Below are 12,827 nucleotides of genomic sequence, written 5' to 3' on the forward strand. Positions count from 1 at the left end.
GCGGCGGTGGCAGGCTGGGCGGCCGGGGCGGGCGAGGCGGACGCGAGAGCGGACGGCATCACGGCCGCAGCCAGCGTGAGGCGGGTCGAGAACCCGCCTCACCACGCACGACCGGGTCTGGTCAGGCCGTCCGGGGCGAGGTCGTCTCCGTCCACTTCCGCAGCCGTGGCGGGACGCGCTTCTCCAGGCCGTAGTTCTCCAAGTGCGCGGAAAACACCTCGTCGAACGCCTTCTGCACCGTCTCCGTGTCCCACACCGGGCGCTCGAGGATCGGCTGCTTCAGGAACGGCTGGCCCATGACGTGCAGCTGCGGGCCGTTGCACCGGATCATCTGGCCGGTGATGCCGTGCGAACCCCCGCCGAGCAGGAACAGCACCACCGGGGCGATCCGCGCCGGGGTGCGGTCCGGTGGGCAGGCGCGCAGCGATCGCTCGGACTTCCACACCATCCGGGTGTGCGCGAGCGGGCAGACGGCGTTGACCCGGATCCCGACGTCCTCGAGGTCCAGTGCCCAGGAGTACGTCAGGGACGCCACCGCGCCCTTGCTCGCCGCGTACACGCCGAGCTTGCGCTGCCCGAGCGAGGCGCCCGAAGAGATGTTGACGATCGAGCCGCCGGTGCCCGCGTCGACCATCGCCTTGATCGCGGCCAGTCCGGTGTTGACCACGCCGAGGACGTTGACCGCGACCAGCTCGCGCGCCTGCTCGGCGTCGTCCTCCCAGGGCAGTGCCTCGTAGTTCAGCCCCGCGTTGTTGACCAGCCCGTCGATCCCGCCGAACTCCTTCACGCAGAGGTCGACGATCTCCTGCGCCTCGCCCGCCTCGGCCACGCTGTGCCCGCTCGCCACGGCGCGGCCGCCGTGCGCGCGGATGTTCTCCGCCGTGCGCTCCGCCAGCTCGGCGTCGACGTCGTTGACCACCACCGCCCCGCCCTCGCGCGCGACGTGCACCGCGAACGCCTCGCCCAGGCCGCGGCCGGCGCCGGTGACCACGACCGCCTTGCCCTGCAACAACCCGTCCATCGCTCTCCCCGATCTGCAGCGCCGGCGGCGCGCGGTCCGTCCACCCCGGCCGGCTCACTGTCCAGTCTTGGCCCATTCGGTCCAACGCGGCATCGGCGCGACGACGAGCGGCCGCCGCCCTGCGCCGAGCGAGTCCGGTTCGATCAGTCGGGACGTACCCGCGGGCCGGTCACGAGGGGGTGACCGGCGGCCGTTCCGGGGACATCGCGGCGTAACCGGCGGCATACTGTGGGTGCTTTCCGGTGGTAGACCGGTGACTCACCCGGATGGAGTCATCACCGGAGAGGCACAATGCGGACGGTCCGCATTCACTCGATCGGAGGACGGTGGTGACGAGGTGACGACGCGCGCGACACCCCGGCTCCGTGCCGTGCTGGCCGATCGCGAGTTCCGCGCGCTGTGGTTCGCCGAGACGCAGTCGATGCTGGGCGACCAGCTGACCATCGTCGCGCTGGCCATCCTCACCTTCGAGCGGACCGGATCGCCGCTGCTGTCGGCCGTCGTCTACGCGCTGACGTTCCTGCCCGCGCTGGCCGGCGGGCTCGGGCTGGCCCAGCTCGCCGACCGGTTCCCCCGGCGCGCGGTGCTGGTCACGAGCTCGTTCGCGCAGGCCGTGCTGATCGGACTGATGGCGCTGCCGGGGATGCCGCTGGGCTGGCTGTTCGCGCTGTTCGTCCTGGCCCGGCTGGCGAACGCGCCGGGCAACGCGGCGCAGAACGCGCTCGGCCGCGAGGTCTTCGCCGACGACGACGTCTACCTGCAGAGCCAGGACCTGCGGGGGATCACGAACAACACCGCGATGCTGGCCGGGCTGGCCGCGGGCGGGCTGCTGGTGACCACCATCGGGTCGTCGTGGGCGCTGGCGATCGACGCGCTGACGTTCCTGGTGGCCGCGGTCGCCGTGCGGTTGCTGGTGCTGCGCCGTCCCGCCGCGGGCAACGGCGGCGCCCCGTGGTTCGGCGCTGTCCGGCAGGTTTTCGGCGACGAACGGCTGCGGGTGCTGCTCTACCTGTCCTGGCTCGTCGGGCTGGCGGTGATCCCGGAGGGCCTCGCCGCGCCGCTCGCCGCACAGCTGGGCGCGGGCGAGGTGGCCGTCGGCTGGCTGCTGGCCGCCGATCCGCTGGGTTTCGTGGCCGGGACGTTCCTGCTGTCGCGGTTCGTCACCACCGAGCACCGCCGCAAGCTGCTCGGCGTGCTGGCCGCGCTGCCGCTGGCCGCGCTGGCGGCGTTCGCGCTGCGGCCGAACCTGGTGTTCGCGTTGATCCTGCTCGCGCTGGCCGGCGCGACGGGCGCGTACGTCATCACGGTGTCGGCCACGTTCATCACGTGGGTCCCGAACGACATCCGGGGCAGCGCGGGCGGCCTCTACCGGACCGGCCTGCGGGTCGCGCAGGGCGTCGGCGTGGGCCTGGGCGGGCTGGCCGCGCAGGCGCTGGGGTCCGCGCACGCGACCATCGCACTCGCCGGCGCGGTGGGTCTGCTGCTGGCCGTGCCGGTGGCGTTCGCCTGGCGCCGGGTCGGCGGGACGGACCCGCAACCCTGGCCGTCATGAGCGCCGGGTCCCACCTCCGGGTACGGCCAAGATCATGAATGGCATTCGCGGACGGCACGGGCGACAATTCGAGGGTGGTTCAGAAGTCGCGGTTGCTCATGGGGGCCACCTCCATGCGGGGAGAGTCTCGCAGAACCTTTTGCGCCGCGTTCCCGGCAGTTACTCCGGGGCCTTGGCCGAGCCGTTGCTGTGGGATGGTACCCGGCCACGGAATGCGTGAACACTCTGCCAGGTACCGATGAGATTACTCAAGGGCGAGACTAGGCTGGAAAGGAGGTGACCAATTGCATCCAGGACCGGACGGGACCCCGGTCGCACCGGGCGAACCGGGCGGCCCGGCTCCCGGGCACGCCGAAAGCGCTGCCACGTCGGGCGTAACCGCAGGTACGCCCGCGACCACGACCGGTGGTCCCCGGGTCCGGCACGCGTACTGGCCTGGCAACTGGGCGCTCTGGCGCCGCCGTCCGGTGCAGGTCGCGTTCATGCTGACGGCCGAAGCCGTCGCGGTCGCGATTCTCGCCGTCTCGTTCGCGCGCTCGCCGATTCCGTCCGGAAACGACTGGATCAATTTCGCGATCCTGGCCGCGGGTGCCACCGTCCACATTCAACTGACCCAGCGCCAGGAAGAGCGGCGGCGCAACCGGACCAAAACGGTGCTGATCGACCTCACCGCCGTGTGGACGTTTTCCGCGGCGATGATACTGCCGGTTCCGCTCATCCTTTCCGTCATCGCCGTGATCCGGTTGCAGCACTGGTTCATCGCCCGGCGGCCTGCCCACAACTTCATTTTTTCGTCCATCACGCACGGCCTCGCCGCCGCGCTCGCGCACCTCACCTACACGGGACTCGGGCCGCACCTGCTCGGCCGGCCGGGCTGGGGCGACTTCCTCCGCGAGTTCGGCACCATCGTCGTCACCGGGGCCATCTACGAAGCGATCCAGATCGCGTACGTGGGCGGGGTCCTGCTGCTGGGATCCCCTGCCGGGCGCACGGTTCGCAACGTGCTGGGCAGCCCTGCCGACAACCTGCTCGAGGCCATCACCATCGGCCTCGGCGCGGTGACCGCGATCCTGCTCGCGGCCGTCCCGCCGATGGTGGCGGTGATGGCCGTGGTCACGGTCGTCTTCAATCGCCTCGCCGAACTCGACCAGCTCCAGAACGACGTCCGGACGGACCCGAAAACGGGCATTCTCAACATGCGCGGCTGGTCGGAGGCGGCGGAACGGGCACTCGAACGGACCGCCCGATCGGGTGATCAACTGGCGTTGCTCATGGTCGATCTGGACCACTTCAAGTGGATTAACGACACCTATGGTCATCCGGCGGGCGACGACGTGCTGCGCACCGTTGCGCAAACGCTGGACGAAGTGACCAGGCCGAGCGACTTGGTCGGCCGTTTCGGCGGTGAGGAATTCCTCGTTCTGCTGCCGGACATCGACGAAGAGGCGACCTGGGACGCGGCGGAGCGCATCCGCATCGCGATCGCGAAGCTGCACATGGTGACGACGGACAAGCGCGGCGACCCGGCGACGATCGCCGACCGCACGACGTCGATCGGCGTGGCCCGCCACCCCCGCCACGGCGACACCCTCGAGCGCCTCCTGCAGTCCGCCGACGCGGCGGTCTACCTGGCGAAGGAGAGCGGCCGTGACCAGGTCTGCTTCGCCCCGGACCCGATCACGCCCCCAGCCGGACCGTGAGTTCGAGCTTGACGAGCACCTCGGCGCAGGTCCCGGCGGCGGCGGGCTCCAGCCGCATCCGCTCGCCCCGGTAGCCGGCGGATTCGAGCCGCAGGACACGTGCACCGGGCGCGAGCCGGGGGTGGCACCAGTGCCGGACGGTCCCGGTGCCGCCGGGGTCCTTGGCGAGCACGAGGTACTCGTGGCCGAGATCGTCGGCGATCCGGCCGAGGCCGTTCCACCAGAGGGCGCGGAGGGTGAGGCCGTCACCGTCGCGAAGGAGCTCGGCGGGTGGATCGGCGTGCACGTCGACCTGGAAGCCGAGGTCGCCGACGCGGACCGAACGCACGCGGAGGAAGGCGCTGCCGGCACCCGGTCCGGGCCGCGAGCCTGCGGGAGCGCCGGCCTCCGCCGGCAAGCCGAACCGGCCATTGCCGCCGGTCACCGGGCCACCGGGCCGCGGAGGCAAGCCGGACCGGCCGTCCTCCGGCCGGGGCAGCAGCACCTCACGCCCGCCCGTCCCGGCCTCGACCTCCGGCAGCACCGCGGCCACCGCCAGCTCCGCCGCCAGCCTGCCGTCGTCCTCGTCCGGGAGCTCGCGCACCCCGCGCAGCTCCCCCGCCAGGATCCGGTGCCCCCGCACCTCCGCCCACGCCAGCGCCGCCATGCGCAGGCCGGGCTCGGTGTCCAGCCGGTCGCGCAGCGGCCGCCGGGGACGCACCCGGCCGAATCGTGCGGCCCGCACCAGCCGCGCGGCCGCCGGATCGCCCGTGCCGAAGAACCCCGTCATCGCCCGGTCGAGTGCCCGCAGCTGGGCGGCCAGCACCACCCGGGTGACCGGCCCGGGGTGGACCCCGGCCAGCTCCGGTGGCGCGCATTCGCGCAGCGCCCCCGCGAGAACGCGCAGGTCCGGCGTGCGCGGGGTGCGCAGCCGGGCGCCGGGGGCGAGCCGGCGCAGTGCGTGCACGGTGTTCTCCGCGGGCACGGCGAGCTCGGTCGAGCGCACTGCTGCCTCCTGGTCGCCGCGCCCCCTTCCGCCAGTCTCGCCGGGGCACCTGCGCCGCGGAAGGGAAGAACGGGCAGCCGTCCGGGCAGCCCTCCGGTTATCCCCATGTCGGCCTAACGGCAGGGCTGGCACCCTTGGACCCATGCCGGCCCTGACCGATCCGCCACGCACCCGCCGACCCTGGTCGACGTCGGGGTGGCTGCTGCTGGTCCTGCTGGTGGTCTTCGCGTTCGGGCTGATCGCCTCGCGGCCGCCGTCGCCGCCGGACCAGGGTCCGCCGACCGGGGACGTGCTGGCCGCGCAGAACGCCATCGAGGCGCTGGTCCACCCCGGCCCGCACCCCGACGCGCTCGCCCGGCTGCCGAAGGACTTCACCGCGCTCAGCGGCGTCACCCCGGGCGCGCTGCCGGCCCGCGACGGCACCGTCCGCGCCGTGCACGTCGACGGCGGCTGCTCGACGCCGTGGGGCGACGACAACACGAAGTGGGACTACGCCGTGCCGTGCAAGGCCCACGACCTCGGCTACGACCTGCTCCGGTACGCCGACCGCAAGGGCCACCCGCTCGGCCCCGAGGTCCGCGAGGCGCTGGACGACCGGCTGTCCTCCGACATGCACCACACCTGCGACCTCAACCCGATGAACTCGGCGCTGTCCTGCCGGGCCGTCGCCTCCTTCTACTCGGCCGGGCTGGTCGTCAACTCGTGGCACCAGCGCTGGGGCCCGCCGGTCGGCGACCCGATCGGCCCGATGGTGGCCGGCGTCCTGGTCATCGGCTGCCTGCTGGTCTTCCGGCTGCGCGGCTGGCTGCGGGCCCGCCGCGAGCCGCGGGCGCCGGTGCCTGCCGCCGATCCCGCGGCCGTCGGCCGGTGGGCGCTGCTCGGGGCAGGCGGGGTCGTCCTGCTGCTGCTCGGCGAATCGGTGACGGCCCTCGCGCACTGGGCGGGCGCGCCCGAGCCCGCGCTGTGGCCGCTGACCTGGCTGGCCCAGCTCGCCCCGCTGATCTACTTCGCCGGTGGGCACGCCAACGCAGCAGGCTGGCGTGCCGAACAGGAGACCGGCGGCGGCTACCGCCACTTCCTCGCCGAACGCGCGAGCCCGCTGCTGCGGCCCGCGCTGATCTTCGCCGTCGTCGCCCTGCTGACCCCGCTCGCCCTGGAGCTGCTCGGCAGCCCGGCGGGGACGACGGCGACGGTGATGCGGATCGCGCTGCACCCGCTCTGGCTGCTCGGCGTCTACCTGCTCACCATCGTCGGCACGCCGCCGCTGCTGGCCCTGCACCGCCGGGCGCCGGTGAGCGCGGCCGTCGGCCTGCTCGCCGTGGTCGGGGCCGGCGAGCTGGCCGCGAGCTGGTCCGGTTCGCCCTTGCCGCGCTACGCGGCGACGTTCGCCATCGCCCTGCTCGCCCAGCAGCTCGCCTTCGCGCACGCCGACGGCGTCCGCCCGTCCCGGCGGCTACTCGCCGCGGCCGCCGCGGCCGGGCTCGCGGGCCTCGCCGGGGTGAGCGTCCTGCGGGACGGGCCACCCGTCCTGCTCGGCAGCCCGGGCGCGCCCGGCGCGTTCTCCGCCCCGCCGTGGGGCGTGCTGCTGCTCGGCCTGGTCCAGCTGGGCGTGCTCGGGCTGCTGGCCCGGCCGCTCGCCCGGCTCGGCGACCGGCCGGGCGTCACCCGCGCCTGCCGGTTCGTGCTGCGCGCGCCGATGAGCCTCTACCTGGCCTTCCTCGCCGCGATGCTGCTGCTGGTCGCCGTCGTCTACCTGCCCGGCCGGATCGCCGACGGGCTCAGCTGGCTGGTCCGCCCGCGCACGCTGGTCGCGGTCGGGCTGCTGGCCGTGCCCGCGACGCTGGTCTTCTGGTGGTTCGAACGGCACACCCACGGTGTCCGGCAGCCGCGGGCCGCCGACGACCCCGGCCGCCGGACGACGGTGCTCACCCGGGCCGCGGCCGGGCTCGGGATCGGCTACGCGACGCTGGGCGTGTTCGGCTTCGCGCTGACCCGCTTCGGCGGGGTCGCCGCCGACGCCGACCTGCTCGGCCTGCGGCTCGACCCGATCCAGAGCCTGGTGCACCTGCTGCTCGGGGTCTTCCTGCTGCACACGATCCGGATCGGGGCAGGCGCGGCCACCGGCACGTGGCTGGCCACGGCGCTCGCCTGCGCGCCGTCGCTGCTGTTCGCCGCCGACGGCAGCACGCCCGGCTTCCTCGGCGTCACGCTCCACGCCGTCACCGCCGCGTTTGCCCTGCTGGCCGCCGCGGGTACCTTGCTCCCGGTCCGGCGGACGGCGAACTTGCCGTCCTGACCAGGCGAAACCGTCGGACCTGCGGGAAAATGGGTGGTGCATGACACATCGGCAGGGGGATGTGTAACGCTACGGCAACCCGGGGCAGGCACCATGCGTCCCAACCAGTAGCACCACCCGATCGATGGAGTGAGGAGTCGCCCGCGTGGACCACCCGCCTCGGAACGGGCAAGGCGGCCGCCGCCCCGCCCGGCCCTGGCAGGACGAGCCAGGCCGGGACGACGCCCGGCGCGACAGCCCGCCGCGCCGCCCCGCACCCCGCCGCGAGCCGGTCGACGCCCGCCGCGCGGCCCCGCCGGCGGCCCGCCGTCCGCAGCCGCGCCCGGCCCCGCGGGCCCGCCGCAACTCCTTCCGCGGCGCGAAGATCGCGCTGACCGTCGTCTCGCTGCTGGTGATGGGCCTGACCGGGTACGCGTGGGCGGCCATGCAGGGCCTGGTCAACGGGCTGAACTACACGAACGTGCTCAGCGACGGCGGCGGTGGCGAGAAGCCGGCCGACGGCGCCCGCGACATCCTCCTGGTCGGCCTCGACAGCCGGACCGACGCCCAGGGCAACCCGCTGCCGCGCGAGGTGCTCGACGAGCTGCGCGCCGGCGACGCCGACGGCGAGCTCAACACCGACTCGCTGATCTTCGTGCACATCCCGAACGACGGCAGCAAGGCCGTCGCGATGTCCCTGCCGCGCGACTCCTACGTGGACATCCCCGGCTACGGCAAGCACAAGATCAACTCGGCGTACGCCCGCGCGATGCTGCAGGCGCGCAAGGACCTGCAGAAGCAGGGCGTCACCGACCCGAAGGAGCTCGACGTCAAGGCCAACCAGGCCGGGGCGAAGGAGCTCATCGAGACCATCGAGAAGCTCACCGGGTCGACCATCGACAACTACGCCGCGGTCAACCTGCTCGGCTTCAGCGAGATCACCAAGGCCATCGGCGGCGTCGACGTCTGCCTGAACAACAACGTCAAGGACCAGTACTCCGGCGCGAACTTCACCAAGGGCCAGCACACGATCTCCGGGGTCGAGGCCCTCGAGTTCGTCCGGCAGCGCCACGGCCTGCCCAACGGCGACCTCGACCGCGTCGTGCGCCAGCAGGTGTTCATGGCCGGCATGGCCCGCAAGGTGCTCTCGGCGGGCACGCTGACCAACCCGACCAAGCTCAACGACCTGATCGAGGCGATCAAGAAATCGGTCGTGCTCAACCAGAACTGGGACATCTTCGGGTTCGCCCAGCAGATGAAGGGCCTGACCGGCGGCCAGCTCGAGTTCCGCACCATCCCGGTGAAGAACGTCGAGTACCGCACGCCCGAGGACGGCGTCGCCATCCAGGTCGACCCCGCCGAGGTGAAGCAGTTCGTGCAGGGGCTCGCCGGGCCGCAGCCGGGCGAGTCGGCCCCGCCCGCCCAGCAGGCCGACCCGGCCAACAAGGCGACCACGGTCGACGTCCGCAACGCCTCCGGCCGCACCGGCCTCGCCGCGGGCGTCGCCAAGACGCTCGAAGGCAAGGGCTTCACCCCGGGCGAGACGTCCAACGCGACCGCGCGCAAGACCACGGTGATCTGGGTGCCGAAGGGCGGCAAGGACAAGGGCCAGGCCGTCGCCGAGGCGCTCGGCGGCTCGCCGACGATCCAGGAGGACAAGAGCGTGGCCGCGGGCCACGTGACGGTCTTCCTCGGCGCGGACTACCAGGGCACGGCCTCCGACGCGAGCTCGGGCGCCGGTGCGGGGGCCGCGAGCGCGACGTCGCAGGCAGCGGCGCCGCCGCCGGCCGCGAGCGACGAGAAGCCGATCACCGCCGAGGGCGTTCCCTGCGTGAACTGACCCGGTGAGCGAGCCGCCGTTCACCCGTTCGGCCTAACTCGCGCAATCGGTATCAAAGACATGCGCGAAATCGCGTAAGGGCCGGGCTCCGGCGCACTTACATACACGTGAGGGTGCACCTGCACGGGAATCATCACGCCCATGCAGGTGCCGTGGGAGCGCACGGCAGGGGACATTGATGTGCTGATCGACGCTGAGGAGTACCAGCGGATCCTCGGAGACGAGCTCCGCAAGCTCCGGCGCAGCCGAGGGTGGACGCGCAAGGAGCTGAACCAGCACTTGCAGAGCGAGATCTCGCTGCAGACGCTGGCCACCTACGAGCTGGGCACCAGACAGTGCTCCGTCGTGCGCCTGGTCGAGCTGTGCGTCGCGATGGACGAACTGCCCCAGGACCTGCTGGCCAAGGTGCACCGGCGGGTGTTCCTCGACGAGCCCGGGCGGGTCCGCGTCGACCTGCGCAAGGTCGTCGCCGACGCCCCGGCCGACCTGCTGCCGCTGCGCCGGTGGGCCGAGGACCGGCTGCGGCAGGCCGGCGAGCAGGGTGGCGGCGAGATCGCCCTCGACCTGCCCGCGCTCGAGCGCATGGCCGAGCTGTGCAGCCTGCCGACCGTGGAGCTGATCGCCCGTCTCCGCCGCTACACCTCCCGCTGATCCCCCGGCCGGGGCCCGCACCACCTCCCCCGGTGCGGGCCCGGGCCGGGTCAGCCGATCAGGAAGTCCTCGCGCCGCACCTTCCGGGTGTCCAGCCAGTAGCGCCAGGTGAAGCCGGGCCAGATCGTCCGGTTGACGCCCTTCGCGTCCAGGTACCAGCTCTTGCAGCCCCCGCGGGTCCAGATGCCCTTCGCGAGCTTGCGCTGGATCCGCGTGTTGAACCGCTCCTGCACCTCGGGCTTCGGTTCGAGCGCCCGGCCGCGCGCCAGCCGCAGCGCTTCGGCGACGTAGGAGATCTGCGCCTCGATCATGAACACGACCGAGTTGTGCCCGAGGCCGGTGTTGGGGCCGAGCAGGAAGAACAGGTTCGGGAACCCGGCGACGGTGATGCCCAGGTGCGTCCGCATCCCCTCGGTCGCCCACTCCTTGCCGAGGTTGCGCCCGTCCCGGCCGACGATCTCCAGGTCGTCGAAGGCGTCGGTGACGTGGAAGCCGGTGCCGTAGACGATGACGTCGGCCTCGTGCTCGACCCCGGCGGCGTCGACGACGCTGCGTTCGCGGACCTCGCGCACGCCGTCGGTCACGACGTCGACGTTGTCGCGCGCCAGCGCCGGGTAGTAGTCGTTGGAGATGAGCACGCGCTTGCAGCCCATGGTGTAGTCCGGGGTGACCTTGCGCCGCAGCTGCGGGTCCTCGATCGCCCGGTCGATGTGCCGCTTGGCGATCCGCTGGCCGAGCTTCATCACCCACGGCTGGCCGTTGAAGCCGATCGCCCGCGCTTCGAGCAGCCAGTAGAGCAGGGTGCGGTAGGCGCGCTGGGCCGGCGGGAACGCCTTGAACAGCGCGCGCGTCCGGCCGGCCATCTCGTGGTCGGCCTTCGGCATGATCCACGGCGGCGTCCGCTGGAACAGCGTCAGCTCCGCCACCTCGGGCGCGATCTTCGGCACGAACTGGACCGCGCTGGCGCCGGTGCCGACGACGGCGACCTTCTTGCCCTTCAGGTCGACGTCGTGCCGCCACCGCGCGGAGTGGAAGGCGGGGCCCTCGAACTTCTCGATGCCCGGCAGCTCGGGGATCATCGGCAGGTGGAGGGCGCCCACCCCGGCGACCAGCGCGGTCCCGGTGAACTCGTCGCCGCCCCTCGTGGCCACGTGCCACCGGTTCTCCTCCGCGTCCCAGCGGGCACCGGTCATCTCCTGCCCGAACCGGATGAACCGGCGCAGGTCGTGCTTGTCGGCGACCTCGCGCATGTACCGCCAGATCTCCGGCTGCGGCGAGTAGGCCCGCGACCAGCCCGGGTTCTGCTCGAAGGAGAACGAGTACATGTGCGACGGGATGTCGCAGGCGCAGCCCGGGTAGCTGTTGTCGCGCCAGGTGCCGCCGACGTCGTGCGCCTTTTCCAGGATGACGAAGTCCTCGCGGCCCTCCTTGCGCAGCTGGATCGCCATGCCGAGACCGGAGAAGCCGGTCCCGACGATGACGACCCCGGTCTCCGTGCGGTTGCCCATGACGCCTCCGGGTTCCTGTTACTCGTCGTCCATCTTACTGGGAGTAGGTTACCAGCGGTAGAGTGTGACCCGTGACCACCGCCAAGCGCAAGCGCATGCCACGGGCCGACCGGATGCGGCAGATGATCGAGGTCGCCGAGCAGGTCTTTTCGGCTCGCGGCTACGCGGCGGCGTCGATGGACGAGATCGCCGAGCTGGTCGGCGTCTCGAAGCCGATGCTCTACGAGTACTTCAACTCGAAGGAAGGCCTGCTGCTGGCCTGCATCCGGGAGTCACGGGCGGTGCTGCGCGAGGCCACCGAGCAGGCGACGGTCGGTGCGGTGGACGCCGAGGACGCGCTGCGGCGCGGCCTGCTGGCCTTCTTCGTCTTCATCCGGGAGCGCCGCCAGGCGTGGTCGCTGCTGCGGCACGAGATGGCGCTGATCGGCACGCCGGCCGCGGACGAGGTCGAGGAGACCCGCCGCCAGCAGACCGACCTGATCGCCGCACTGATGAGCGGTTACTTCGACAACGGGGACGAACTGCGGGCCGAAGCGGCCGCGGAATTCGTGGTCGGAGCGTGCGAGCGGCTCGCGATCTGGTGCGAGCGGCACGACGAGGTGAGCCCCGAACTGGCGACCGGATACGCCATGGACGTGCTGTGGAGCGGCCTGCAGGGCCGTGCACGTTAGCTTGCGCGTGCATTGGGCCATGGAGTCATCACTCTGCGCAACCGTGGTCTGTGACACAGAGTTGCTCTACTGTTCAGCTGACACGGTAGAAAGTGTGCTGGACCTTCGCGACCGGAGGAGGGGCACGGGAGCCGCGTCACGAAAGCGCAGTGACCGCGTCACGGTTGTGTAAGGATGCTGGTGAGGGAGAGGGGCGTGAGGCAGATGGTGGAAACGATCACGGCGACGTACGTCCAGGAAGACGCCGACTGGGCCATCAAGGTCAGCGGCCTCGGCAAGGAGCTGACCGCTCGCGAGCCCGGCATCATCGCCGCGCGCGACCGGGCCGACCAGCTGGTCGAAGAGCTCGCCGGCGACACCAAGACGACGGTGGTGCACCTGCTCAACGGCAGTGCGCTGGACTTCACCAGCGCGTACATGACGGCCCGGCTGACGCTGCCGAAGCTGCCGCCGCTCGAGGTCCCGCCGCCGGGCAGCGTGCCGAAGCAGCAGACACCGTCGGCGGCGGACAAGAAGCCCCAGCTCCCGCCGAGCAAGCAGCTCCCGAAGGCGGTCGAAGACCGCAAGAGCCCGGCTTCGCCGGCGCCCGCCGCGGAGAGCAAGGCGCCGGCCAAGCAGGCCTGA

The 12,827-nt window shown here is 72.2% G+C and carries 10 protein-coding genes; 7 read left to right on the forward strand and 3 right to left on the reverse strand.

Features of this window, described 5'->3' with window-relative positions; all coding sequences use genetic code 11:
* Window positions 1-121: 121 nt before the first annotated feature.
* Window positions 122-1,021, reverse strand: a complete 900-nt coding sequence (locus ABZX11_RS21285; RefSeq protein WP_176175282.1) for an SDR family oxidoreductase — start codon at window positions 1,019-1,021, stop codon at window positions 122-124.
* 337 nt (window positions 1,022-1,358) lie between these two features.
* On the opposite strand from ABZX11_RS21285, the gene ABZX11_RS21290 reads away from it, so the two are divergent.
* Window positions 1,359-2,573, forward strand: coding sequence for an MFS transporter (locus tag ABZX11_RS21290; protein WP_354915372.1), 1,215 nt, complete (start codon window positions 1,359-1,361; stop codon window positions 2,571-2,573).
* A 284-nt stretch (window positions 2,574-2,857) separates the two neighbouring features.
* Window positions 2,858-4,273 (forward strand): GGDEF domain-containing protein, encoded by a 1,416-nt coding sequence (locus tag ABZX11_RS21295; protein WP_354915375.1) that lies wholly within the window; start codon window positions 2,858-2,860, stop codon window positions 4,271-4,273.
* Here ABZX11_RS21295 and ABZX11_RS21300 read toward each other — a convergent pair.
* The gene (locus tag ABZX11_RS21300; protein WP_354915378.1) at window positions 4,251-5,258 is read right to left on the reverse strand and encodes a hypothetical protein; all 1,008 of its coding nucleotides are present in this window, start codon (window positions 5,256-5,258) and stop codon (window positions 4,251-4,253) included. The genes ABZX11_RS21295 and ABZX11_RS21300 overlap by 23 nt on opposite strands.
* Window positions 5,259-5,400: 142 nt before the next feature.
* On the opposite strand from ABZX11_RS21300, the gene ABZX11_RS21305 reads away from it, so the two are divergent.
* From ABZX11_RS21305 to ABZX11_RS21315, 3 genes are all read left to right on the forward strand, one after another.
* Complete coding sequence (locus ABZX11_RS21305) at window positions 5,401-7,554, forward strand: phospholipase A2 (RefSeq protein WP_354915381.1); 2,154 nt, start codon at window positions 5,401-5,403, stop codon at window positions 7,552-7,554.
* 145 nt (window positions 7,555-7,699) lie between these two features.
* On the forward strand, window positions 7,700-9,373 hold the full coding sequence (locus ABZX11_RS21310) for an LCP family protein (RefSeq protein WP_354915384.1): 1,674 nt from the start codon (window positions 7,700-7,702) through the stop codon (window positions 9,371-9,373).
* A 180-nt stretch (window positions 9,374-9,553) separates the two neighbouring features.
* Complete coding sequence (locus ABZX11_RS21315) at window positions 9,554-10,024, forward strand: helix-turn-helix domain-containing protein (protein WP_176178197.1); 471 nt, start codon at window positions 9,554-9,556, stop codon at window positions 10,022-10,024.
* A 50-nt stretch (window positions 10,025-10,074) separates the two neighbouring features.
* Here the strand turns inward: ABZX11_RS21315 and ABZX11_RS21320 are convergent, their stop codons facing one another.
* Window positions 10,075-11,532: an NAD(P)/FAD-dependent oxidoreductase gene (locus ABZX11_RS21320; RefSeq protein WP_354915387.1), complete on the reverse strand. Its 1,458-nt coding sequence runs from the start codon at window positions 11,530-11,532 to the stop codon at window positions 10,075-10,077.
* Between the two features lie 113 nt (window positions 11,533-11,645).
* Between ABZX11_RS21320 and ABZX11_RS21325 the strand changes: the two genes are divergently transcribed.
* Both ABZX11_RS21325 and ABZX11_RS21330 read left to right on the forward strand, forming a co-directional pair.
* Complete coding sequence (locus ABZX11_RS21325) at window positions 11,646-12,203, forward strand: helix-turn-helix domain-containing protein (protein ID WP_354915794.1); 558 nt, start codon at window positions 11,646-11,648, stop codon at window positions 12,201-12,203.
* A 204-nt stretch (window positions 12,204-12,407) separates the two neighbouring features.
* Entirely contained in the window at window positions 12,408-12,827 is a 420-nt protein-coding gene (locus ABZX11_RS21330; protein WP_176178195.1) for a hypothetical protein, read from the forward strand.

The sequence above is a fragment of the Amycolatopsis sp. NPDC004169 genome (assembly GCF_040610315.1).
Lineage (GTDB): Bacteria > Actinomycetota > Actinomycetes > Mycobacteriales > Pseudonocardiaceae > Amycolatopsis.

Bases quoted from the DNA above. Each gene is read 5' to 3' on its own strand.
- ABZX11_RS21285 (WP_176175282.1), bottom strand. From the start codon at position 1,021: ATGGACGGGTTGTTGCAGGGCAAGGCGGTCGTGGTCACCGGCGCCGGC.
- ABZX11_RS21305 (WP_354915381.1), top strand. From the start codon at position 5,401: ATGCCGGCCCTGACCGATCCGCCACGCACCCGCCGACCCTGGTCGACG.
- ABZX11_RS21320 (WP_354915387.1), bottom strand. From the start codon at position 11,532: ATGGGCAACCGCACGGAGACCGGGGTCGTCATCGTCGGGACCGGCTTC.
- ABZX11_RS21325 (WP_354915794.1), top strand. From the start codon at position 11,646: ATGCGGCAGATGATCGAGGTCGCCGAGCAGGTCTTTTCGGCTCGCGGC.
- ABZX11_RS21330 (WP_176178195.1), top strand. From the start codon at position 12,408: ATGGTGGAAACGATCACGGCGACGTACGTCCAGGAAGACGCCGACTGG.